The 22996-nt window shown below is 59.8% G+C and carries 22 protein-coding genes; 9 read left to right on the top strand and 13 right to left on the bottom strand.

Annotation, left to right across the window (positions count from 1 at the left end; genetic code table 11):
- Positions 1-578: 578 nt before the first annotated feature.
- The 4 genes from OMP40_RS06475 to OMP40_RS06460 form a co-directional block, all read right to left on the bottom strand.
- On the bottom strand, positions 579-2231 hold the full coding sequence (locus tag OMP40_RS06475; RefSeq protein ID WP_277530118.1) for an AIPR family protein: 1653 nt from the start codon (positions 2229-2231) through the stop codon (positions 579-581).
- Positions 2176-2409 (bottom strand): hypothetical protein, encoded by a 234-nt coding sequence (locus OMP40_RS06470; RefSeq protein ID WP_277530116.1) that lies wholly within the window; start codon positions 2407-2409, stop codon positions 2176-2178. Before OMP40_RS06470 ends, OMP40_RS06475 begins: the two co-directional genes overlap by 56 nt.
- A gap of 524 nt (positions 2410-2933) precedes the next feature.
- Positions 2934-3800, bottom strand: coding sequence for a sulfurtransferase (locus tag OMP40_RS06465; RefSeq protein ID WP_277530114.1), 867 nt, complete (start codon positions 3798-3800; stop codon positions 2934-2936).
- 288 nt (positions 3801-4088) lie between these two features.
- The gene (locus OMP40_RS06460; RefSeq protein WP_277530113.1) at positions 4089-5120 is read right to left on the bottom strand and encodes an MFS transporter; all 1032 of its coding nucleotides are present in this window, start codon (positions 5118-5120) and stop codon (positions 4089-4091) included.
- Between the two features lie 406 nt (positions 5121-5526).
- Between OMP40_RS06460 and OMP40_RS06455 the strand changes: the two genes are divergently transcribed.
- Positions 5527-6006 (top strand): GNAT family N-acetyltransferase, encoded by a 480-nt coding sequence (locus OMP40_RS06455; RefSeq protein ID WP_277530111.1) that lies wholly within the window; start codon positions 5527-5529, stop codon positions 6004-6006.
- 157 nt (positions 6007-6163) lie between these two features.
- Here OMP40_RS06455 and OMP40_RS06450 read toward each other — a convergent pair whose 3' ends face one another.
- Entirely contained in the window at positions 6164-6433 is a 270-nt protein-coding gene (locus tag OMP40_RS06450; RefSeq protein ID WP_338131041.1) for a TFIIB-type zinc ribbon-containing protein, read from the bottom strand.
- Between the two features lie 213 nt (positions 6434-6646).
- On the opposite strand from OMP40_RS06450, the gene motA reads away from it, so the two are divergent.
- Together motA and OMP40_RS06440 are read left to right on the top strand one after the other, a co-directional pair.
- Positions 6647-7456 (top strand): flagellar motor stator protein MotA, encoded by an 810-nt coding sequence (gene motA / locus OMP40_RS06445; RefSeq protein ID WP_277530109.1) that lies wholly within the window; start codon positions 6647-6649, stop codon positions 7454-7456.
- On the top strand, positions 7434-8294 hold the full coding sequence (locus OMP40_RS06440) for a flagellar motor protein MotB (RefSeq protein ID WP_277530106.1): 861 nt from the start codon (positions 7434-7436) through the stop codon (positions 8292-8294). The genes motA and OMP40_RS06440 overlap by 23 nt, the downstream gene beginning before the upstream one ends.
- 119 nt (positions 8295-8413) lie before the next feature.
- Here the strand turns inward: OMP40_RS06440 and OMP40_RS06435 are convergent, their stop codons facing one another.
- Entirely contained in the window at positions 8414-9259 is an 846-nt protein-coding gene (locus OMP40_RS06435) for a hypothetical protein (protein WP_277530104.1), read from the bottom strand.
- 241 nt (positions 9260-9500) lie between these two features.
- Here OMP40_RS06435 and tadA point away from each other — a divergent pair, with 241 nt between their 5' ends.
- The gene (gene tadA / locus OMP40_RS06430) at positions 9501-9959 is read left to right on the top strand and encodes a tRNA adenosine(34) deaminase TadA (protein ID WP_277530103.1); all 459 of its coding nucleotides are present in this window, start codon (positions 9501-9503) and stop codon (positions 9957-9959) included.
- Here the strand turns inward: tadA and OMP40_RS06425 are convergent.
- Positions 9948-10163, bottom strand: coding sequence for an aspartyl-phosphate phosphatase Spo0E family protein (locus OMP40_RS06425; RefSeq protein WP_277530101.1), 216 nt, complete (start codon positions 10161-10163; stop codon positions 9948-9950). The genes tadA and OMP40_RS06425 overlap by 12 nt on opposite strands.
- A 206-nt stretch (positions 10164-10369) precedes the next feature.
- On the opposite strand from OMP40_RS06425, the gene OMP40_RS06420 reads away from it, so the two are divergent.
- The 5 genes from OMP40_RS06420 (at position 10370) to OMP40_RS06400 (ending at position 15866) form a co-directional block, all read left to right on the top strand.
- The gene (locus tag OMP40_RS06420) at positions 10370-10780 is read left to right on the top strand and encodes a response regulator transcription factor (RefSeq protein ID WP_277530099.1); all 411 of its coding nucleotides are present in this window, start codon (positions 10370-10372) and stop codon (positions 10778-10780) included.
- Positions 10770-11087, top strand: coding sequence for a winged helix-turn-helix domain-containing protein (locus tag OMP40_RS06415; RefSeq protein WP_277530096.1), 318 nt, complete (start codon positions 10770-10772; stop codon positions 11085-11087). Before OMP40_RS06420 ends, OMP40_RS06415 begins: the two co-directional genes overlap by 11 nt.
- On the top strand, positions 11075-12547 hold the full coding sequence (locus tag OMP40_RS43060; RefSeq protein ID WP_277530095.1) for a sensor histidine kinase: 1473 nt from the start codon (positions 11075-11077) through the stop codon (positions 12545-12547). The genes OMP40_RS06415 and OMP40_RS43060 overlap by 13 nt, the downstream gene beginning before the upstream one ends.
- A gap of 68 nt (positions 12548-12615) precedes the next feature.
- Entirely contained in the window at positions 12616-13305 is a 690-nt protein-coding gene (locus tag OMP40_RS06405) for an ABC transporter ATP-binding protein (RefSeq protein WP_277530093.1), read from the top strand.
- On the top strand, positions 13302-15866 hold the full coding sequence (locus OMP40_RS06400) for an ABC transporter permease (protein ID WP_277530091.1): 2565 nt from the start codon (positions 13302-13304) through the stop codon (positions 15864-15866). Before OMP40_RS06405 ends, OMP40_RS06400 begins: the two co-directional genes overlap by 4 nt.
- A gap of 1017 nt (positions 15867-16883) precedes the next feature.
- Here the strand turns inward: OMP40_RS06400 and OMP40_RS06395 are convergent.
- From OMP40_RS06395 to OMP40_RS06370, 6 genes are all read right to left on the bottom strand, one after another.
- A complete protein-coding gene (locus OMP40_RS06395; RefSeq protein WP_277530090.1) occupies positions 16884-17564 on the bottom strand; it encodes a zinc-binding dehydrogenase in 681 nt (226 codons plus the stop codon).
- Positions 17497-17895, bottom strand: a complete 399-nt coding sequence (locus OMP40_RS06390) for an MDR/zinc-dependent alcohol dehydrogenase-like family protein (RefSeq protein ID WP_277530089.1) — start codon at positions 17893-17895, stop codon at positions 17497-17499. The genes OMP40_RS06395 and OMP40_RS06390 overlap by 68 nt, the downstream gene beginning before the upstream one ends.
- A gap of 64 nt (positions 17896-17959) precedes the next feature.
- Complete coding sequence (locus OMP40_RS06385; RefSeq protein WP_277530087.1) at positions 17960-18457, bottom strand: chitinase N-terminal domain-containing protein; 498 nt, start codon at positions 18455-18457, stop codon at positions 17960-17962.
- A complete protein-coding gene (locus tag OMP40_RS06380; RefSeq protein ID WP_277530084.1) occupies positions 18420-19826 on the bottom strand; it encodes a golvesin C-terminal-like domain-containing protein in 1407 nt (468 codons plus the stop codon). Before OMP40_RS06380 ends, OMP40_RS06385 begins: the two co-directional genes overlap by 38 nt.
- Complete coding sequence (locus tag OMP40_RS06375) at positions 19804-20814, bottom strand: hypothetical protein (protein ID WP_277530082.1); 1011 nt, start codon at positions 20812-20814, stop codon at positions 19804-19806. Before OMP40_RS06375 ends, OMP40_RS06380 begins: the two co-directional genes overlap by 23 nt.
- Positions 20750-22660 (bottom strand): hypothetical protein, encoded by a 1911-nt coding sequence (locus tag OMP40_RS06370; protein ID WP_277530080.1) that lies wholly within the window; start codon positions 22658-22660, stop codon positions 20750-20752. Before OMP40_RS06370 ends, OMP40_RS06375 begins: the two co-directional genes overlap by 65 nt.
- Between the last annotated feature and the right edge of the window lie 336 nt (positions 22661-22996).

Genomic DNA, 22996 nt, shown 5'->3' with positions numbered 1-22996 from the left:
CGAACTGAAAGTACAGCGCCCCGACCACACGAGCAGGCCTGCCCAGCCTGCCCACGTCTGCCCACGTCTGCCCAAGACCTCTGGGCAGCCTTGGCCCCCCCTTGCTGGCGAAGGAACAAACCTACATTGCCCAAAAGCCCAAAAACAAAAACAACAAAAAAAAGAACCTACTGACACTGTACTCTGTATTATCTCTCTATCCGATTTCTGGAAACTTTGTTTTATCTCCGGGCCGCTGGACAAGTACCCTTCTTCCTCTTGCCGACGAGGGCGTGTAGGTTGCCCATGCCCTTTGGGCAGGCCCGGGCACGATAAGCGTAGCCCCTCGTCCGTAAGGCACTCTGCTGTAGCTGGCTTATGACTGATCTGCCCACAGCCCGTGGACAACCGCCTGTTCTGAAGCTTAGTGTCCGTGTACAGCCGCCCATGTCTCCGCAACGCCAATTTCCTTTCTCTCCGACCTCGTGAGCCTAGCGTCTCAAAGCCGAGTCCTCCTCGCAGCTGATGGGACTATAGCAGATACCCAATCCAGTTATAGCTCTAAAAGGTAAGCTTGCTGACTCTTAACTTTTGTAGAGTCACTCTTTACCCAAGACCATTGATAATTTCCATCCATACCAGTTCTCATAATAATCATCATTTATTATTTTTGCTTGAATGATTTGCGCGACACCTACCTCATCACGAATCTCCCTTATGTACCGATCCGCGATTCTAGATATATGGACTGAACCACTATTCCTTACATCGTCAGTTTTAATATCAACCAGAAAATAGTAATCTTCAATATTTTTAACTACACAAGAAACTATATCCCCACTTTTAAGATAAGAAGTATTGTTCATAGCATGTGAGTACTCTGACACTACATCTAGCAATGTTTGTGTAAGATCTTTACTACGATGCAAATTCTCTTTAGATACATTAGTACTTCGATTTATAGCCTCGTCTAAACAAGAAGTTGCAACAGAGAGTACGGTATCGAATTTATTATTTCTAATTTCTTTAAAAATAACCTCGCACTGCTTCTTTAAAGCGCGACTGTTCGGTGGTAATATCTCTTTCCCAACTAATAGTGCTTTTATAGCACAGACTAAATGATATTTAAACTGATGATACTTAGATTTTTGAATCTTTCCAGTTTTAATAGAGTTGTTTACGAAATAATGCATATATGCGGACACGTAGTAAGGCTCATACAAACTACCCTCAACAAATAACTGTCTGTCGTAATTCCGTAGTAATTCTCCGTAATATCTATGTGTGCTATGCGGGGAATTTAGGAACATAGAAATATAAGAATTTATCTGTGAAGAAAGTGTAACTACATTGTTTTTATTAACACTGTCCACCAAATCATATTGTTTCGATCTTCTTTCATAATAAAGTCGAAACTCTGGTTCTATAGAGTTATAATAGTCCTCCAAATTCTTATGGAATGGTTTCGTTGAAGCAAATGCCTCTGATTTAACTTCTGTTTGTCTATTTGTTGTATATACAATTCTATCTAGCACTTCTTGATTCTCAACTTCAATTAATTTTATAAATAGATACATGTCTTCATTTAGCTTATCTTTATTCTCATACAATACATAACTTGTTTGACAACCGTTAACTATTTGATAGTCGAATATTTCGACTTCATCTCCTGTTGGATCAATCCTTTTTGCGATAATTGTTAACCCGTTATTCAGTACGGAAAACCATTTTTGCTCATTTGAATTGTTTATTGTCTTTTGAATCTCAGTGTTTACTGGATTATAGCCTTGAAAGTCTCTCACGTTATCCTCAAAAATGTTCCGTAACATATTCCCCTCGTTATCTTGCAGTATATTAACAAAGTCCTTGCATTTTACAAGGCCTCCGTAAGCTTGCTTTATGTTAACCATAGGAGGAAAGGTAAATTTCTTTTCCATAATAATTTTCTTGCTTATTTTCTTCTTTAATTCCTTATATGTAATTATAATGTTGTCATTATCATAGGGAAAAAAATTAACTCTTTCAAAATCTTGCGTTGACCTGAAGTAATCACACTCTACCTTTACCCTATCATTTAGGTTTGTTTCATTACTCCACTTTCCACAACTTATATAGAATAGATGCAGTTCTGGTTTTGACGAAAAATCGATACTTCTTGTATATACCAAGTCTTTAAGTTTTATTAGTTCTTCAATTTTAACGTTTGTTTTTGGCCTCTGTTCCGTTGGTAAAAAAGAAACTCTTAACTCCATAAAAGAAAGTTCCCATTTCATCGCCATCAAATCTATCGCTAGTTTTTGCTTGAAGAAAAACAAACTTAACTTCTACCTTTGCAGAGATATTTAACGCTTCATTTAACGTATCCTCATTAATAACTAACATATCATTAACAATTATCGCAATTCCATCTAACCCAACCTCCCCCTTCAACCGTCATGATATCATCTGGTGAGAATCTTTCCACAACATACTTATTCACAATTAGCCTATTACAGAAATGCTCAAAGGCTATATTCGGGTGTAGAGATTCAATCCCGTACTCTTTTATGTGAGTATCTAAAAAACTTTTAATTATTTGATTCATTGATATAACCCTCCAAACATTGTTTTTCAGCTTGTTCTTAATAGTAACATGAATTTAGGACTATTGTAATAATTATCCTCCAGCTCTATATAACAAAAGTTGTATGTTTTAACGTCAGCACTCGGTTGCGGCTAACTCATCATAGGGAGAAAGTTGTGGGTTACTATGTTGAATTTTCGTTGATACTAACTGTCATTTTTTTAAATTGTTGACTCAAATAAAGTTAAGAAGTTGCCGACAGAGGTGCTTCTTGGGCATACGAACGTAAACTCGAGCCGTCGCGTGTTGACTCCGTGTAGACTTCTAGCCATAAAAAAATACACCGCCTGGGCATGCAAGCCACCTGGCGATGTACTCAACCTCAAAACTGCTACTCGTCTTTCTGTCCTTCCTCGTCCCCCACCGCAACCAGATTTTCCTCATACGAAATCCAATCGCTCCAGCTCCCAGCATACAACCTCACATTCGTATACCCGGCCTCCTGCAGCGCGAGCACGTTCGGCGTAGCCGTAACGCCCGAGCCGCAATACACGATGAGCGGCGCGTCCTTGGCCAGTCCCTCGAAGCGCGCGGCCTGCGCGGTCTCGTCGCGCCAGCCGCCCTGCTCGTTCAGCGCGTCCTTCCAGAAGCGGTTGATCGCGCCCGGGATATGCCCGGCGGCCTTGTCGAGCGGCTCGACTTCGCCGCGGTAGCGCGCGGGCTCACGCGAGTCGATGAGGGTTGCCTTGTCGGTGCCGAGCAGCTCGCGCACGTCGTCGACTTCGGCGAGCATGCTGTGCCGGACTTCGGCCAGGAACGGCGCCGGGATGCGCACCTGCTGCTCCGCGTTTACCGGATACCCGGCCTCGCGCCAGGCGGTGAAGCCTTGGTCCAGCACGTACACCTGGTCGTGCCCGAGATACTTCAGCAGCCACCACAGCCGCGAAGCCATGGCGCCGCCTTGGTCGTCGTAGGCGACGACACGCGATGCGTTGCCGATGCCGGCGCGGCTGAACGTGCCGGTGAGCTGCGCGGCGTCCGGCAGCGGGTGGCGTCCGCCGTGACCGTCAGGCTCGACCGGGGCGGACAGATCCTTTTCAAGATCGAGATAGACGGCGCCCGGGATGTGGGCTGCTTCGTAAGCCTCTCGGCCCGCGTTCTCCTGGCCTTTGCCCATCTGGAAGCGGCAGTCGACGATGACGAGATCCGATTCGTAGAGACGGGCCAGCAGCCACTTGAGCGATACGATATGATTCAAGGAACAACGCCTTCTTTCAGATAAGGTTATACAGGCATTATACCGGATCGGGCTGCACCGCCGGAAGGGCGGGCCTGCATCAGGCTATCGCGCAAAAGTGCACGATCGAGCGCCGCGTCCGTCCGTCGCTTCTGCCTACCGCGCAAAAGTGCACGATTATTACCCAAAACACCCGGCTTCTCGGGTAAAAGGACACGCTACAGCGCACTTTTGCGCGATAGCTAGCCCCCCCATCCGCCATACCAGCCTTGGATGACGCACTTTTGCACGATAGCGCAACGCCGCGGTCTACGCCGCCAGCTTCGCCGCCGCGCGCGCCGCCTTACGGCTCGCCGCCGAAGCGACGGCGGCGACCGCGAGCAGCAGCACCGCGAAGCCGGCCAGCAGCCACCGCGTCTCGTCGTCGCCCAGCGCGTCCAGGCTCCAGCCGACGAGCTTCGGCAGCACGGCGCCGCCGAACAGGCCGCACGCCAGCAGGAGGCTCGTCGTGCGTTCGGTCATGCCCGGGGCGAAGCGGTTCGCGAAGACGAGCGCGATCGCGAACATGCCGCTCATCGCCAGACCCGCGACGGCCGCCAGCACGAACATCGGGGCCGGGCCGCCGAAGAGGCCCATCAGCGCAAAAGCAAAAGCCGTGATTCCGCACATCGACAGCAGATACGACGTGCTGCCGATCCGGTCGGCCAGCTGCCCCGCGAACAGCCGCCCGAGCGTCATGGCGCCCCAATACACGCCAAGCGACAGCGCCGCCGTCGCTTCCGTGATGCCGCCTTCCTGTACGAGCAGCGTCGGCAGGTAGTGCGCGTAGCTCATCTCGAAGCCGACGTAGAGGAAAAAGAACGCGGTGCATGCGATCAGCACCGGGCGCGCAGGTCCCGTGCCGAGCAGCGGCAGGCGCACGGATGCCTGCCCCTTTTTCCCATGCGCATCGACCTGCGCGGCAACCGCCGGCGCGACGTTCAGAACCGTCGGCCAGAACGCCGCCCACAACGCGACGGTGATCGCGGCCAGAACGCCGACGACGCCGAACGCCAGGCGCCATCGGTCGATGTCGATGAGCAGCGCCCCGACGAGCGGCATCAACAGCGCGCCCAAGCCGAAGGACATCTCCACGCGGCTCATCGCCACGTTGCCCTTCTCGCCCGCGGAGCCGATGATGAACGAGCCGACGACCGTCTCCGTGATGCCGAACCCGAAGCCGGCGACCGGACCCAGGACGAGCATCGCGCCCCAGGGCGGCGCCTGCGTATATACGATCTCGGCGGCGGCCATCAGCGACATCGCGCCGAGCAGCAGCGCGCGCCTGCCCAGCAGCCGCATCAGCCAGGGCGCCAGAAGCGTCCCGCCGAGGCCCCCCGAGAAATTGATTCATAATAAGCTGTCCGCCGTCCCCGTACTGCACGCCGTAGGCGCCGACCATCGGCTCCATCACCGCGCCGACCACGAGCTGTCCGAGACCGACCGTCAGATAGGCCAGACATCCCAACCAAATAAGCCGAACCATGTAAAGCGAACTCCTTCCGCCCCGCCGTCCGGCGGGAGCTTTCCGTCAAGTTCCTTCATCATAGCACGGGCGCAGCGCGAAGGTCATGGCGCATTTGGCTGTTCCTGTCGCCGATTCAGGCCCCGATGCGTCTTCCAACCCTGTCCCGGCGGGATATCTCACTATATAATAGATACCGGAGAGCATCACGGACAACGTTCAGACAGCTAGGGGGCCCGCCCGATGAGCAAGCCACAATTCCATATCTGGCCGATGTCCGAGTCGGACGCCGCAGCCGTGTGCGAATGGCGCTACCCGGCGCCTTACGAGCAGTTCCGCTGGCCGTCCTGGCGGGCGATGACGCGCGACGGCAAGGAATTCGGAGATGCGGAGATCCGCAGGCGGCAGTACGTGTCGGTATGCGACGAGCACAGCGCGCTCGTGGGTTACGCGCAATTTTTTCCGATGGAGGGCGTCGTGCGCCTCGGGATGGGCATGCGTCCGGACCGGTGCGGACGCGGCAGCGGCGCCGCCTTTGCCCGCGCGATCGCCCTGGAGGCCGGCTCGCGGTATCCCGGCGCGCAGATCGACCTGGAAGTCGAGACCTGGAACGCGCGGGCGATCCGTGCTTACGAAAAGGCGGGCTTCAAGGTCGCCGACCGCTATTCGCGTCAGGCGGCGCACGGCGAAGTCGAAGTCTATTGCATGGTTTTCGGTGGATAACCGCTGTTTATCCCGATCTTATCCACAATCCATCCACAAAAAAGACCCGTTGCATCCACAATGCAGCGGGTTCTTGTCTGTATCCCTGTCGAGCTAGTCGAACAAATCGCCGAAAACGTCCAACACGCTCTTTTTCTTTTTCTTCTTATAATAATCGCTATTGTGCTTGCCGTAGGGCTGCTGGTGCGAATCGTAGGACTGCTGCGGCGGGTAATTCGGCTTGCTGCGCATAACGCCTGCGGTCGTCATCGTCGTCCCGGTAATGCCATTCGTTGTACTCCGCGCGCACCTCGCGCACGTCGTTCATCAGCTTGTCCAGCTCTCCGCGGTCCAGCCAGACGCCCTTGCAGCTCGGACACACGTCGATCAGAATCCCGTTTTTCTCCACCTCGCGCATGCGCGAACCCTCGCAAATCGGACAATTCAACTTGATCTGCCTCCTTTGCCTGTTTTCCTCTACTACGGATGAAGGCGCTACCGGTTGCAAGCCGTCTCGCCGGCGCACTTTTTCTTCACAAAAACATTTCGTATCCTCTAACAGTTTAACTGGAAAATGTCGATAAACCTATTACCGTGTCGCTGGAAGGGCCCTCTTCCGCTTTGACTAGAATCTTATAGAACATTCGGGGTGCGAACCATAATGAAAAACTCAACAGTAATCGGACTCTTGCTTGGCTTCGCCTCATTGATCATCGGCATGATCCTGAAAGGCGCGCCGCTGGGCTCGCTGATCAGCAATCCGGCCGCGTACGTCATTATCGTCGCAGGCACGATCGCTTCCGTCTGCATGGCTTTCCCGATGCGCGACCTCGCGAAGGTCCCTAAGCTGTTCAAGCTCATCTTCAACGAGCCGAAGCTGCTCTCCCGCCAGGAAGTCGTCGGCATGTTCGTCGAATGGGCTTCGATCACCCGCCGCGAAGGCCTCCTTGCGCTGGAAGCCCGCGTCGAAGAGATCGAAGATCCCTTTCTGAAAAGCGGCATGCGCATGATCATCGACGGCAACGATCAGGACTTCGTGCATGACGTGCTGCTCGAGGACATCTCCGCGACCGAGGATCGGCACAAATCCGGCGCCCTGATCTTCTCCCAGGCGGGCATGTACGCGCCGACGCTCGGCGTACTCGGCGCCGTCGTCGGCCTGATCGCCGCGCTCGGCCACCTTGAAGACATGGGCGAGCTCGCCCATGCCGTCGCCGGCGCGTTCGTCGCGACCGTGCTCGGTATTTTCACCGGTTACGTCCTCTGGCATCCGATCGCCAACAAGCTCAAGCGCATGTCCAAACGCGAAGTGCAGCTGAAGCTGATGATGGTCGAAGGCCTGCTCTCCATCCAGTCCGGCGTATCGACGACGGCGATCCAGCAGAAGCTGTCCGTCTTCCTGACGCCGACCGAGCGCAAGGAGATGGCCGAGAAGGAGGATTCAGACCGTGAGCAAAAAGCATCGGCATGAAGAACACGAGGAGCACGCGGACGAATCCTGGCTCCTTCCCTACTCCGACCTCATGACGCTGCTGCTCGCCCTGTTCATCGTGCTGTACGCGGCGAGCTCGGTCAACGTATCGAAGCTCGAGGAGCTTAGCGAGGCGTTCAAGTCCGCCTTCTCCTCCGGCATCAGCATCCTGGACAAGTCCGCCGCCATCGAGAGCGAGACGGACGATCTGGGCAAGCGGCAGCGCGAGGCGCGCGCCGATACGAACAAGAATCAAGAGGCGCTCACCCGCACCGAGCAGAGCAGCCGCCAGACGCTCGCCAAGCAGGAGCAGGAGAATCTGGAGAAGCTGAAAAAGCAGCTCGACCAGTACATCAAGAAGGGCGGCCTGTCGAGCCAGCTCGAGACGAACCTGAACCAGTCCCAGCTCATGATCACGATCCGGGACAACGCCCTCTTCCCGTCCGGCACCGCCGACGTGAAGCCCGAAGCCCGCAAGCTGGCCGTCGCGATCGGCAACATGCTCAAGACCTATCCCGACTACGAGATCATCGTCTCGGGCCATACGGACAACCAGCCGATCAACACGTACGAGTTCGCCTCCAACTGGGAGCTGAGCTCCAAGCGCGCGATCAACTTCATGAAGATTCTGCTGGAGAATCAAGCGTTCGACCCGCGCAAATTCAGCGCGATCGGCTACGGCGAATACCGGCCGCTCGACTCGAACGACACCGATGCCGGCCGATCCAAAAATCGCCGCGTCGAAGTCTCGATTCTCCGCAAGTACACCGACAATACGACGGAGAGCATGCAGCTGGACGCGATCGCCCACGAAGCCTCCGCCATCAACGTCAATTAAATGCGCGAATCCCCTTCAGTCTTCGGACGGAAGGGGATTTTTATGTATGCGGAGAGCGCCATCCGCCGCTTGTTGAGCGGGCGATGGCGTCCTCCCCGGTCGAAGGCGCCTCCAAGCGCTCAGTCCGACTTCGCTTCCGTCTTGAAAATCGCTGCCTCCGGCGCCCCGGGCTCCGATCGCTTCGGCCCCGCGCCCTCTTCCCATCTGCGCAGCAGGCCCGCGAGCTCCGCCCAGGTCACCGCCCGGCCTGCCGCCGGCGCGGGCTCGCTTACCAACCCGCGCGCGAGCAGCCATTGCAGCTCCGTACCGTCCCCCGCGCTGCCGCCCGTACGAAGCTCATCCTGCGCGCCGCCTCCGGCTCTTTTTTCCGCATCGCCGATGCCATGGACATTGCTGTTCATTCGGCTCTCTCCTCCTTTGCCTGCCCACTCCAGCATCCGCCGCCAGATCGCGACCGTACCGCTCCCGTCCCTGCGCGCCGGGTGGATGACGCCGTCCAGGTCCTCCCAATAGGTCCATTTCCGATAGACTGCCGGCCGCCCCGCAGCGCTGTCCGCCGCCTCCTTCGCCTGAGCGAACCGCTCGGGAAAAGCGTACCGCGCGAGCCTCATCATATGCGCCTCGACCGCTTGCTCGATCTCGTCCCCCTGAAGACCGGCGCGGCCCCATCCCATCGCCGCCAGTCCTGCCGCTGCCGCGGTCCAGCCCAAGCCTTCCTCGCCCCTGCCGCGCCAAGCGTTCGTCTCGTGCACCGCGTGGCAGAACGCCAGATCTCCGCGCAAGCCGTACCGCTCGCCCGCCGCCAGATAGCGCCCGGCCAGATCGGGCGCCTCGGGATTGCGCCGCGCGACGTAGCCGCGCATCTCGTCGGCCGTGCAGCGCGCTGCGCCAAGCAGCGGCGTCTTGCCTGCCGGCGTCAGATCGGTCGCCTGCCGGAACCGTTCCGTCCATCCCCTTTTTCCCAATTCGCATGCCTCCTCTTCCGCTCCGCGCCTTGGCGGCTCGTCTACAGGCTATATATATTCGCGTTTCGGGGCGAATTTGAACTTCTTTTGCACTCTGTTACAATAAAAATCAGTTATACCCACACCCTTGCACAACATGTGAATAACTCTGTGGAAAAGCGCTTAGTTATCCACATTTCTATACACACCATGTTAACAACGAATGCATGTTCGCGGGATGAGCGAGAGGAGCGCACGGTACGTGACGGAAGACGAGAGATGGATGCTGGAAGCGATCAAGCAGGCGGAGATGGCGGAAAAGCTGGGCGAGGTGCCGATCGGCGCGGTCGTCGTCAAGGAGGGACGCATCGTAGGAGCCGGGTACAACCTGCGGGAGACGAGCCTGGATCCGACATCCCATGCGGAGATGGTCGCCATTCGGCAAGCCAGCGACTCGCTGGAGGCCTGGCGCCTGCTGGGCTGCACGCTGTACGTGACGCTCGAGCCCTGCCCGATGTGCGCCGGCGCGATCCTTCAATCGCGTGTCGAGCGGGTCGTATACGGCGCCCCCGATCCGAAGGCGGGCTGCGTGGGCACGTTGATGGATCTGCTGCAGGACGCGCGCTTCAATCATCGGGCCGAATGGACCTCCGGCGTCCTTCAAGAGGAATGCGCGGATTTGCTCAGGCATTTTTTCAGGCGGCTCCGGTCAAGAAAGTGACGGCGGCTCCGCAGCGGACTTGGCTTCGATCTTCTTCAAGCTCTGTTCTTCCATATGCATGCGCTGCAGCTGGACGATGAGACGGTCCGCCTCTTCGCTAACGGCGACGATCTCCGGGTCGGTCAGCTTGTCCAACTGGGCGGCCATCTCGCACAGCCTGCGCTGAAGCTGCTCGAGACGGTGGATTAATGGGTGGGGATCCAATGCGGCTCCGCCCCTTTCTGTGGTAATCGCTAAGATGCTTAGCAGCCTTGCAGCCGTGCGAATGAGTATACTTATTATAAAGGAAGAAGTTTTCGATTAATGTTGAATAATGTCGATCAAAATGAGTTAATTTCTCTCATTTTTTGACATTCATATTTTTACACGTTATTACATCGGTTGCACACGAGGGGAAAGGAGCTGTTCGCGTGAATCGACAACTTCTGCTGGTCGAGGACGACGCCTCCCTGCATCGCGGCATCGCGTTCACGCTGCGGCAGGAGGGCTTCGACGTGACCGGCGTTTATAACGTGGCGGATGCGAGGGACGCGATCGCGAGCCGCGCACTGGCGTTCGATCTGATCGTGCTGGACGTCCAGCTACCGGACGGAAATGGCTTCGACTTCTGCGCGGAGCTCCGGGCGGCGAGGGACGCGACGCCGATCGTTTTCCTGACCGCGAGCGATACGGAGCTGGACGTCGTGCGGGGACTGGATCTGGGCGGAGACGACTATATTACGAAGCCGTTCAGGCTGCGCGAGTTTCTGTCGCGGATTCATGCGGTGCTCAGAAGAAGGGGGGCCGAACCCGAACCCAAGCCCGAGTCCGATGACGTCTGACGAGCCGGCGCTTGCTTCCGGCAACTTGCGGCTGCACGCCGCGGAGATGCGGCTGCTCAAGGACGGCAGCGAAGTGGCGCTCAGCGTGACGGAGTTCAGATTGCTGTCGCTGCTCATGGCTCATCCGCGCGCCGTTCTGTCCAAGGAGCAGATCTTGCGGCAGCTCTGGCAGCACGACGGGGCGTTCATCGACGACAACACGGTCGCCGTCAACGTCCGCAGGCTAAGGGAGAAGATCGAGGACGATCCCCAGCAGCCGCAAAAAATCGTGACCGTGCGCGGCGCGGGGTACAAATGGAACGGCTGACGGGGCAGCATGCAGCTGACGGTCGCAGGGGCGACGATCAGAAGGCTGAGGGGCGTGGAGACGGCTATCGCACGGCCGACGGACGCGAACCTGTCGCAACCGCCATGCCGATGCAGGCCAAGCCCGCCCGCTCGTTCAAGCCCGGTTGGCGGCGCATGTGGCGCAGCTCGAGCGTTCGGCGGCTGGCCGTCATTTTCCTGCTGGCGTTCGGGACGGCCGCGATCCTGCTGTGGGCTTATTCGTCATACAGCGCCGACCGGCTGGGCAAGGATTGGATCGCCCGGGAAACGGCGGCCCTCGGCGCGCTCGCGGCGCGCGACCCGGCGCTGGCCGAGGCGTGGGCCCGGCAGCTCGGCGCCGGCGACGCGACGCCGGCGGAGGCCGCGCTCGGTCGCGAGCTGGCCGCACGCTACGGCATCGACGCCAAGCTGGACGCCGCGCTCGTCCCGCTGGCCGAACGGCGGCGCTCGCGCGAGTGGCCGCTGCTCGCGGCCGGGGTCTTCGGACTGCTCGCCGCTCTGCTGCTCGTCCTGCTGCGCGAATCGCGGCGGCAGCTGGCGGAAGTGCGCGGCCTTGCCGGCTCGCTCGAGGCGGCCGTCAAGGAGAACCGGCCGATGAAGTTCCGCATTTACGCCGAAGGCGAGCTGGGGCTTCTGGCGCATCAGGTCCAGGAGCTGTCGATGCGTCTGCAGGAGACGATCGCGCAATTGAATCGGGACAAGGACTTTCTCCGCGACACGATTGCGGACATCTCCCATCAGCTCAAGACGCCGCTCGCCTCGCTTACCGTCTATGTCGAGCTGCTGCAGGGCGGCGGGGTCGGGCCGGCGGAGCAGGAGGAGTTCCTGCGGACGTGCGGGCGCGAGCTGGAACGCATGGAGTGGCTCATCCAGACGCTGCTGAAGCTCGCGAGGCTGGAGGCGGGCAGCCTGCCGATGCAGCTCGAGCGGGCGCCGATCGGCCAGACGGTTCGGACGGCGGTCCATGCCGTCGGGCGCCTTGCCGAGGAACGGCGGGTAGAGATCTGCCTCCAGGAGCCCGCCGAAGCGGTCAGCCTGCCGCACGATTCGAGATGGCTGGCGGAGGCGATCGCCAATCTCGTCAAAAACGCGGTCGAGCACAGTCCCCCCGCGCGGCGTCGTCAACGTCGCATGGGAGAAGACGCCGATCTTCGTCCGGCTGCGGGTGACGGATCAAGGCGCGGGCATCGACGCGCGGGACGAGCCGCATATTTTCAAAAAATTTTACCGCGCTCCGTCCGGCACGTCAGGCGTCGCCGGCAGCGGCGTCGGACTCGGCCTCCCGCTCGCCAAGACGATCGCGGAGCGCCACGGCGGGATGCTGTCGACCGGCAGGGCCGAAGCAGGCGGCACCGCGTTCACCCTGACGCTGCCGCTTGCGCAGCTGCCCGTCTCCTAGCTTTCTTACAAATCTGTAAGCGGGCGCGCCTTGCCCTGTAAGGTTGAACCTCTATACTGAACCTCGTGAATGGATATACCGCAATCGCGAGGAAAGGATGATTCACCTCATGAACGTCATCGAAGCTGCCGGACTGTCCAAGTCCTACGGCAAAGACAGCACGCTCGTCGAAGCGCTCAAAAACGTAACGTTCTCCATCCCCCAAGGCGAGTTCGTCGCCATCGTCGGCGCCAGCGGCTCCGGCAAAAGCACGCTGCTGCACCTGCTCGGCGGCCTCGACCGGCCGACCGGCGGCGCCGTCCGCATCGACGGCGAAGACCTCTACGCCTTGAAGGAGTCGCAGCGCGCGGTATTCCGCCGGCGCAAGATCGGCTTCATTTTCCAATCGTACAACCTCATCCCCGTCCTGAACGTCGAGGAGAACATCACGCTCCCGCTGCTGCTCGACCACAGGCAGCCGGACAAGGCCTACGTCCGCGAGCTGATCGACACGCTCGGACTCGGCGAACGCCGCAAGCATCTGCCGTCCGAGCTGTCCGGCGGCCAGCAGCAGCGCGTCGCGATCGGACGCGCGCTCGCCTATCGTCCCGCCATCGTGCTCGCGGACGAGCCGACCGGCAACCTCGACAGCGCCAACGGGCGCGAGGTGCTCGAGCTGCTGAAGCTCGCCGTGCGCCAGTTCCACCAGACGGTCGTGATCATCTCGCACGACATGAACGTCGCCGCCGAGGCCGACCGCGTGCTGCGCATGCAGGACGGACGCCTCGTCAGCGACAGCCGCGGGGGCGTGGTCCAATGAACGGCTACGGCGCGCTTGCAGGCAAGTATCTGAAGCAGCAGAAACGGCGAACGCTTCTGACCGTCGTCGGCATCCTGCTCTCCGTCGCGCTCATCAGCGCGCTCGGCACGATGGGGCAGAGCATGAAGGACAATATGGTCGATCAGACGATCTACGACTACGGCGCCTATCATATCGGCTATGGCGAAGCCACGCCGGAGCTGCTGGAGACGCTGCGGCATCATGCGCTCATCAAGGAAGCCGGCGCGATTCGAAAAGGGGCGCTCACGGAGCTCGCGAAAGGCTATAAGCTCGAGCTGGCCGAGGCGACGACCGCCGGCTTCGAGCTTGCGCCGATCCATCTGTTGAAGGGCCGGTTCCCTTCGGCGGCGGGGGAAGCCGTCGTCGAGGAATGGGCGCTAGCCCAGCTTCCGGGCGCGCCTGGACTGGGCGGCAAGACCGAGCTCGTGAAGCCGGACGGCACGAAGCAGGCTTATACGATCGTCGGCATCTTGAACAACCAGCGCCTGAACATGACCTATGGCACGGGAGCCGCCTATGCCTGGATGGACGATGCCGCCGCGATGGCCGACGTTCCCGGCACGCGCTTGTCCGCCGCCGCGATCTTCAAGCGTGGCGTCGATATCAGCGCGCATCTGGCCGAGTTCGAGAAGCTGAGCCCGAAGTCGTTCGGCACGAACACGCAGCTGCTCGCCCTGAAGGGCGAGACCGCCGACAGCAGGCTGAACCTGTCGCTCATCGTCATTTTCAGCGTGCTCATCGGCCTGGTCGTCCTGTCGACGATCGCGGTCATCTACAACGCCTTCAACATCGCCGTGCTCGAGCGCATGCGTCACTTCGGCCTGCTGCGCACGATCGGCGCGACGCCTTCGCAGCTGCGCGGCATCGTGTTCCGCGAGGCGGGGCTGCTCGCGCTGTACGGCATCCCGGCCGGACTGCTCGTCGGGTACGGCGGGCTGTGGCTCGTGCTCAAGGCGATGTCCGCCGCGGGCTTCAGCATCCTTACCTTCGACGGCTTCCGGCTTACGCTGCACGCCTGGATCATCGTCGGCAGCGCGATCGTCGGCCTGCTGGCCGTCCTGCTCGCGGCTTGGCTGCCCGCCCGCAAGGCGAGCCGCGTCTCGCCGGTCGACGCCGTACGGGGTACGGGCAACATCGTGCGCGAGTCGTACAGACGCGTCAGGCTGCCCTCCGTGCTCCGCCTGCTCGGCATCGAGGGCGACATGGCGTCCAAAAACATCCGGCGCAACCGGTCCAAATTCCGGATCACCGCTTTCTCGATCGTCGTCAGCATCACGCTGTTCATCGTCTTCCACTACTTCGCGCAGGAAGCGTTCAAGGTGGCCGTGAACGACTCGCGTGACGATCAGGTCGCCTTTCAGATGCTGTCCTCGTTCACGCAGACGGCGAACGGCAATCAGGCCGGCACCTCGCCTGCCGCGGTCGATGCGTTCGACGCGCAGACGATCGCGGACATCAAGGCGCTCCCGGGCGTCGAGCATGTCTATGGGCGCTACAATATGCCTGACGCGCAGATCTATCTGCCAAGCGCCAAGCTCAACGGCGAGTACCTGTCGAAAATGGGCGATGACGTGTTCGCCAAGTCGACGCTGGACGGTAAAGAAATTCGCATCGTGCCCGCCTATACTACGCTGTACGACGACGAGCGCATGAAGCAGGCCGAGCCTTACCTGATCGCCGGGACGGCCGATCCGGCCAAGCTGTCCGCGACGAACGGCGTGCTCATCGTGCAGCAGGTGAAGCCGCTGGTCATCGCCGAAAACAAGAAAATCAACCTGGACCTCTCGGATCTAAAGGTAGGAGACGCGCTCACCCTCAACTTCGGCACCCAGGAGAAGCCTTTGATGCGCGAGGTGCGCGTCGGCGGCATCCTGAGTCAGGCACCGTTCAACCCGACCGTTCTCGACACCCAGCTGTACGTGATCGGGACGAAGGCGACCTACGCGGCGCTGCTGAAGGACGTACCGATCGAGACGGCGCCGAACGATACGGCGCTGCGGGGGCTCGACATCGCCCTGGCCGACGGCGCGGACGGCGCGCCGGTCAAGCAGGCGCTGCAGCGGATGGCCGACCAGGACCCGTCGATACGTCTCGTCGACTTCGTGGAGGAGCAGCGGCAGACGCGCCAGTTCAATCTGCAGATGAAAATTTTCATCTACGGCTTCCTGGGCGTCATCGGCCTGATCGGCAGCTTGAACATCGTCAACACGGTGCAGACGAACCTCATGCTGCGCCGGCGCGAGTTCGGCCTGCTGCAGGCGGTCGGCATGACGCTGAGCCAGCTGCGGCGCATGGCGACGCTCGAGGGCGTCTGGTTCGGCGTCATCGGCGCCTTCTGGGGCCTGCTGCTGGGCGTCGGCATCAGCTTCCTGCTGTACCGCCAGATGAACAACGTCGAGGGGATTCCCTTCACGTTCCCGGTGACGGGCGCGGTCATCTCCTGCGTCTTCGCGCTCGGCGTCGGATTGCTGTCCGTGCAGGGCCCGCTCCGCAAGATCGCGAAGGCGAGCGTGGTGGAGGAGCTGCGGGAAGAGGCATGACGGCATGAGCCTGCGTGAATGGCCGCATGAGCGTATGAGCACCAATACCCCTGCAAAGAACGTGATATCTTGGGCGGCGTTAGTGACCATTTGCGCTTATCTGCACCATTCCGAGCGTCCCTGAGGTGGCGTTAGTGACCATTTGCGCTTATCTGCACCATTCTGAGCGTCCCCGAGGTGGCGTTAGTGACCATTTGCGCTTATCCGCACCATTCTGAGCGTCCCCGAGGTGGCGTTAGTGACCATTTGCGCTTATCCGCACCATTCCGAGCGTCCCCGAGGTGGCGTTAGTGACCATTTGCGCTCAAAGGCATAGAATTATACTGTTTTTCCGTGTAACTCTGCTTCCGGTGGCCGGGTTTACGGGAGTTGCACGGTTTTTCCGTGTAACTCTGCTACCGGTGGCCGTGCTATCGTGAGCGCAAAAAAAAGAGCGCATGCGGTCGCTAGCTAGGTTGTGCATTAGCGCGCAGCGGACGGACCGAGGAGCCGTTATTTTTGTTCCGATCGCTACATGCGGTCCATATGCGGACACAGTGGACGTTATTGCGGGATCGCTGGCCTTTTTTTAGCCTTGATCGTGTTCAATAACGTCCCTCCGGTCCGAAACCATCGCAACTGGGGCCGTTTTTTTACGAAATAGCGTCCCCTGTGTCCGATCTCTCTGCCCGACTCGCATTCAACCGCCGCCCCGCACCGTATCTGACGGTTACTTTCGCCGATGCATCTTCTGCGCACAGATTTCGCCCGTACGGAGGCACCCAAGCTACAATAGGGGATAGGCCCTTCCGGGACCGGATTTTCACCGGTAGCAGATGCGTATTGGGCTGGGCACGCCGCAGGCAAAAATAAGGCAGCGCCCCACCGGCGCTGCCTTTTGACGATTTCACGCATGGATCGTGTCGCGCTTCGCCTTGCTTTACGATGAATAAGCCGTTCGCGCATGGATCATGTCGCGCATTGCCTGGCTTTACGATGGGCAGGCCGCGCATTGCACGGCGCATCCTGTCCCGAACGCTATTCGCGCCAATCGAACAGGACGCCGTGATAACGCTCCTTGTCGATCCGCAGCCCCTCATAGGCGGACGGCGCTTCCTCCGGCTTCAGCACGTGGCTGATCAACGGCTCGATCTTCAGCTTGCCGCGCTGCATGAGACCGAACACGATGCGGGAATTGCGCACCATGGAATGCTTGACGAACGGGTCCGGCTCGACCGGGAAACGCCATTCGTGCGCGCCCTTGAACGTGATGCAGCCGCGCTCGTTCAGGTGGCAATAATTGAGCACTTCCGTCAGATCCGCATTGTACTCGCCTCGCGGGCTCCCGAGTAGAACGAGCTCTCCCGATTTGGCGATCCAGCCCAGACTGTCGGCCGCGACCTTGGACAGTCCCGTCGCCTCGATATGCGTCGATACGCCGGCGCCGCCCGTCCATTCGGCCACCCGCCCCTTGCCGTCGCCCAAGCTGCTGTCATAAGTCCCGAGCACGCCGCAGATCTCCGCGATGCGGCGACGCTCGGCGGACAAGTCCATCCCCAGGACATCCGCGCCTTGCAGCTGGGCCAGCTGCGCCGCCATATTGCCGATCAGTCCGAGCCCGGTGACGCTGACCGCGTCGCCGAGCTCTATATTAGAGACGCGGATCGCGGTGAAGGCTACCGTCGCCATGCGCGCGAACGGCGCCCACCGCAGGTCCAAGCCGGCGGGAACCTCCAGAAACGTGCCGCGCGTCGAGACCGCCTGATAGCGGGAATGGTCGCCGTAGTGGAAGACGATATCCCCCTTGGCGCCACCGCCGCTCGTTCGCGCCGGTCTCTACAATCTCGCTGACGGAAGCATAGCCCGGCGTTCCCGGCAGCCCGAACCAGCTCTCGCCGCCGGACAGGCAGGCCAGCTCCGTGCCGGGGCTGATGAGCGTATACAGCTTCTTGACGACGACCTCATCGGCCGCCAAGGCTGGCGCGACGAACGTTCCCTCTTTTACCTCGACCTGCCATGGCTTTTCGAAGATGATGCTTTGATTGATCACGGTTGCACGCCCTTTATTTTCTTTGGATTTTCCTATCCATGTACCTCTTCGGGCCGTCTCCGGCCTATTCGACCGTAACGTCCATCACCGGGCTGTCGGTCTTGCCTGCCGCATTGATCAGCTCCGCGCGGTATTGATAGACGCCCGGCGCCCTTCCCGACACGTCGGTCGATGCCGTCTGGGCGTCCGGCGTATGGCCGCTTAGCGCCAGCTCGTCGATCAACTGCCCGTTCTCGTAAAGCTTGTACGTGGTGCCGTTGGTTCCCCACCACATATTCATCGTGACCTTGTACGTTCCGTCGCGGTCCCAATTGTCGTTCGCCAGCGCCGGCTTGCCCGGATTGGCGTCGCTGACGACGACCGTATGCGGGTCGCAGGCGGCAGAGCCGAACGCATTGGTCAGCTCGCAGGTGTAGACATAGGTGCCGTTCGGCTTGCCCGTCAGCTCGATCGTCGCCTGCTGGGCGGCGGGCGATGCGTCCTTAAGCGTCGTGACGTCGATCGGGACGCCGTTTTCGTACAGCTCATACTGCGTGCCGTTGGCGCCCCACCACATGTTCATGTTGACGGCATAGTTCCCGTCGCGCAATCCGCCATAGCCGTTCGTATCGGACAATACCGGCTTGCCCGGCTTCCCGCTTGCCCGCACGGCCGGCGTATACGGCCCGGTGCGGACGAACTTGATGCCGTCTGCCAGCACGAAGTTGCCGGTCAGATGACCGTTCGCGATGGACACGCTCCCCCGCGGCGCCCGGCAGGAACGCGAAGTTGCCGATCTTGTTCCACTTCGCCCCGTTCTTCGATTGATCGACGAGGAGATCGGTCGTCCCCTCTGCGTCGCGAATCGTGAACGGCGCGTCCGTCGGACCGGCGGTCGTATGATGCCATTCGTATACGTCGTACATGCCCGCTGCCGGAATCGGCGGCGTATAAGTAACCGTTGCGCCTCCGCCTCTTGTCGTATTCACCGCGAAGTCGCCCTTGAACGCACCGGCGTTGACGCCGGTGTTCCGCCAGGAGGCATCGGAGAAGACGACGCCGGAGGCGTCATTGTTGTCCATCTCGATCGTTAGATTATCCGGGATGCGCGAAAAGGAAACGTTGTCGAACGATACTTTGCCGCTGCCGGCCCGAATCCCGATGCGGACGGCGATGTCCGTATTCGCCGGCACGACGACCGTCTGCGCGTAATAGGCGTATTGGCCGGTCAGCGTCACCGAAGGCATCAGGTGCAAGCCGTTCCCGTCCGTCACGTCAAGCGCGGGACGAACGCCCGCGCCGCCGTCGAGCTGTTTGACGTAGGCCGACAGCGCGTACGTGCCCGGTTCGAGCACGGTAAACGCCTGCGTCATGTCGGCCCGTCCGCCCGGCGCTCCCGCCGAGTCGAACGTTAGCGCATACGCACCTTGGAACGGACTTGCCGCATTCACGAACGCGTTGGTGCCGTAAGCGCCCTCGCCCATCTGCCAACGACTCGGGAGAACGGCTGCGGGGTTCCCCGCCGGGTCGCCCGACAGAGACTCGAAGTCTCCGTTGGCGAATCGAGGCTGCACGTCGCCCGCGCGGACCAGCTTGATGCCGTCGGCCAGGATGAAGTTCCCGGTCGAGACGGCGAAGTTATTCGTAATGACGATGCTGCCCGTCGCGCCTGCTTCGAAAGGATAACTGCCGACGAGATTCCATTTTCCGCCGGTCGTTCCGGTTTGGTTCACGGTCGTCTGCGCGGTGCCGTCGGCATGGCGGATCGTAAAGGGAGCTGCGGTCGAGCCGTTCGTCACGTGGTGCCATTCGTATACGTCGTACATGCCCGCGCGCGGAATATTCGGGGTATACGTCGCGCTGGCGCTGCCGTCGTGACCGGTGTTGAGCGCGAAGTTGCCCTTGTTCGCGCCGGCATTCGTCTTCGTGTTATCCCACGCGCTGCCGGGCACGCTGCTCGTGAACGCTACCCCCCGACGAATCCGAATTGTCCATCGCGATCTCCACGTCGTCCGGCACGCGCGCGAAGGCGACATTGTCGAACGACACGGCCCCGCTGCCGGACAGGATGCCGATGTTGACCGTCAGACTCATCGGTTCATCGACCACGAAAGGGTTGGCGTAGTAAGCATACTGGCCCGTCAGCTCGACCGGCGCCAACTGATGATCGTTCGTCCCGTCCCATACGTTGAGCTCGGGCTGCACGTCCGCCCCGCCCGCCGTCTTCCGAATCTGCGCGGACAGCACATAGGTGCCGGGCTCCGCGACGGCGAACGATTGATTCATGAAGACGCGGCCCGACGGCACGCCAGAGCTGTCGAAAACCATCGTATTCGCGCCCGCGAACGGAGCGATCTTGTTCACGTAGGCGTTCGTTCCATAGACGCCCGCGACCATATGCCAGTTGTCGGCCGTGACGGCGGCAGGCCCGCCCATCGGATCGCCCGACAGCTGTTCGAATCCGCCGTTGCGAATCGTCGCCGGCGTACCGTCGCTGTCGACGCCCTCGATCTCAAGCGGCTCGCTGCTGACGATGAACAGCGTATCCTTCTTGTACACCGAACCGTCGGCCTCCACGGGCACGTCGTTCCCGTAGTTATCTATCGCCCGGATGATTTGGTCCGCATTGCCGATCGCGACGCTCATCGGCTGGCGATCCGCAGACAGCACGCTCAGGTAATTGCCGTCCGTCCGGTGCATGTAGCGCTTGACGGGCAGCAGCGATTCGTTCGCGAAGCCGGCATAAGAGCCGACGTACGCGTCGACCTTGCGAACCTCGTTGTTGAGCACCGCGGTCGTCTGGAACACTTCCGACGGAGACAGGCTGAAGCGATTGACGTACGTATTCTCGCCGGGATCGCCCATGGTAAAGTATTTATCGAAGCCGCTCGCGAGAAAGTCCATATATTTGTCGACGGTCCCGAACAGCTTCGCAGGCACGGAAGCGTATGTTTCGTTCAGCGGGAAAAACTCCCCCTTGCCACAGCGTCAGTCCGGGATGGTCGACCTTGGCGGCCTGGTAAGCCGCGAGTACGTCGTTCTTGATGGCGCTCGTGCCGTTATAACCGTGAATGTTGAAAATGTCGTAGTAGCCGACGTACGGCTCCTGCAAGGCGTCGATCGTCATCTGACGATCGGCGGACGTACCTGCGACGGGCGTGAAGCCGCTGGTCGAGACGTACAGCTCGAGCGCCTCGCCCGTATCCGCCTCGTACTCGGACTTCACTCGCTCCGCCTGCTCGTGGGCGATCTGAAGCATCCGGAAATACTCGGCCTCCGTGCCCGAGAAGCTTGCGGCGAGATAGGGAGGATGGAAATTGGCTTCGTTGCCGATCTCGTAGTACTTGACCTTGCCCGCATAGCGCTTCATCGTCCGGTACACATAATCCGCCCAATCGTCGCCCGCGCCGGGAATGCCGTTCTGGGACAGAATGTCCTGGGAAACGTAGCGATCGGCGATATATTGGTAGGAGGACGGGTACCCTTCGGCCGGGATCGCGCTGACAGGCGGCCGCGTCGAAGCCCAATTCGGCGGGTTGCCGAGCACGGCCAGGACGTCCAGCCCGGCCTCGTTTGCCGCATTCGCGTATTGATCCGCATGCTCCCAAGTGTACTGCCCTTGCTCGGGCTCGATAGCTTGCCATAAGAATACCCGCGAATCCTCCCAAGATCGGGTCGCGCTTGTATTGATCTTCGCCCAAGGCGACATGCTGTCCTTGTAGTCGGAATGCGTGCCGTAGTAGTCCGCATACACGCCGTCGGCAACGGAAACGTCGTTGTCCGGCAGCTTGGAGATCGCGCTCTTGTAAACGATAACGTCGCCTGCGCCGGAGCTGACGGTCGTCTCCAGGTACCAGAAGCCGACCTCGGCGGCCAGCTCGGGGAGGGGCAGCTCCTCGATTCGATATTGGCCATCCGCCGGCACGGTCACGGATTCGTTATGCGTAAATGCCACGACGCCTTCCGGGTCGGTCGCCTTGACGGCGACATTGTACGTACGCGCAGCGGCACCGTAATTAACCGTCATGACGGGATACACCGCGTCATCCTGCCTCGCGAACACTTGCTTGTCGTTGCGGAAGGCCGGCTTGACGACGCTATACCCGGAGGAAGCCTGCCAAGGCGTCTCGAATTTCTCCGTTTGCGCGGGCTGGCCTAGCGTAATATCGCCGAGCAGAGACGTGTCCGGGCCTTGGCTGAACGAGGCGGTGCTCGTCTCGAGCTCGCTGGCCGCCAGCGCCCGCGTCGAGATTTTCAAGTTGCTGACGTTGTAGGGCGCGCCACGCTCCACGGTGAACTCGTAGGGCATGAACTTCTCCTGCACCGGATCGATGGCGTACGGCTGCCTGGCAAGCTGAACGCCGTCTTTATAGATCGCTACATAACCGCTCGGCCCCGTCTTCCATGCAAGCGCGAGATTAAACGGCTGCCCGGCCGTATAGGTCAGATCGCTCGGCTGCGCGTAAGCGTAGGCGCCCGTCGTGCCCAAACCGTTGCGAACGAAAAACGTCAGCGGCTGCTCGTAGGTCGAGCCTGTCGGCTTGGCGGTCGGCGGCGGAACGTGGGCGCTGATCAGCGTATTGCCCGGCCCCTCCTGCGCAGGGATGACGCGGAACAAAAAGTCGTACCAGTTGCCGAATTCCTCATACGGTTTGTCGAACCGCACCGTCATCTCGACCGTGCCTTCGTTCGGGCTGATGATGCCCGGCGCAAAATCGCGGTACCAGGTCTCGTTGGGGACAAAGTAGCCCGATGGGTCCGGGACGCCGGCGGCGATCTCGGACACCGTTGCCGAAGCTTCCTTCCGGGCCCCCCGTCGCCGGCGAGACGATCGTCAGCAGCAGGAGCAGGCAAATCGCCAGCCGTGCGATTTTCCCCTTGACCGGCGCCGATCGCAGAGCTTTTTTCTCCATCTTCATTTTCCTCCGTTTCGGTCGGATGTGTGGCCCTCATGGATGTAATCGCTTCCATTTGGACACTCCCACTATAAGCAACGGCGGAACCTGCGAAAACGGGACAAAGCTACGATTAGGTGGCGAAACTTATCGACCTTGTGCGCTTTTTCCGGCTAATTCGCCACTCCCGGCGCACCAACCGCCACAGTTACCGGTTTTTCCGGCTA

It is taken from the genome of Cohnella rhizosphaerae (genome assembly GCF_029525575.1).
Lineage (GTDB): Bacteria > Bacillota > Bacilli > Paenibacillales > Paenibacillaceae > Cohnella > Cohnella rhizosphaerae.
This window is presented reverse-complemented; position numbering and strand designations above follow the sequence as displayed.

Coding starts and splice junctions, on each gene's coding strand:
- OMP40_RS06475 (WP_277530118.1), bottom strand. CDS start 2,231: ATGGAGTTAAGAGTTTCTTTTTTACCAACGGAACAGAGGCCAAAAACA.
- OMP40_RS06460 (WP_277530113.1), bottom strand. CDS start 5,120: ATGCGGCTGCTGGGCAGGCGCGCGCTGCTGCTCGGCGCGATGTCGCTG.
- OMP40_RS06455 (WP_277530111.1), top strand. CDS start 5,527: ATGAGCAAGCCACAATTCCATATCTGGCCGATGTCCGAGTCGGACGCC.
- motA (WP_277530109.1), top strand. CDS start 6,647: ATGAAAAACTCAACAGTAATCGGACTCTTGCTTGGCTTCGCCTCATTG.
- OMP40_RS06415 (WP_277530096.1), top strand. CDS start 10,770: ATGACGTCTGACGAGCCGGCGCTTGCTTCCGGCAACTTGCGGCTGCAC.
- OMP40_RS43060 (WP_277530095.1), top strand. CDS start 11,075: ATGGAACGGCTGACGGGGCAGCATGCAGCTGACGGTCGCAGGGGCGAC.
- OMP40_RS06405 (WP_277530093.1), top strand. CDS start 12,616: ATGAACGTCATCGAAGCTGCCGGACTGTCCAAGTCCTACGGCAAAGAC.
- OMP40_RS06400 (WP_277530091.1), top strand. CDS start 13,302: ATGAACGGCTACGGCGCGCTTGCAGGCAAGTATCTGAAGCAGCAGAAA.
- OMP40_RS06385 (WP_277530087.1), bottom strand. CDS start 18,457: ATGAACATGTGGTGGGGCGCCAACGGCACGCAGTATGAGCTGTACGAA.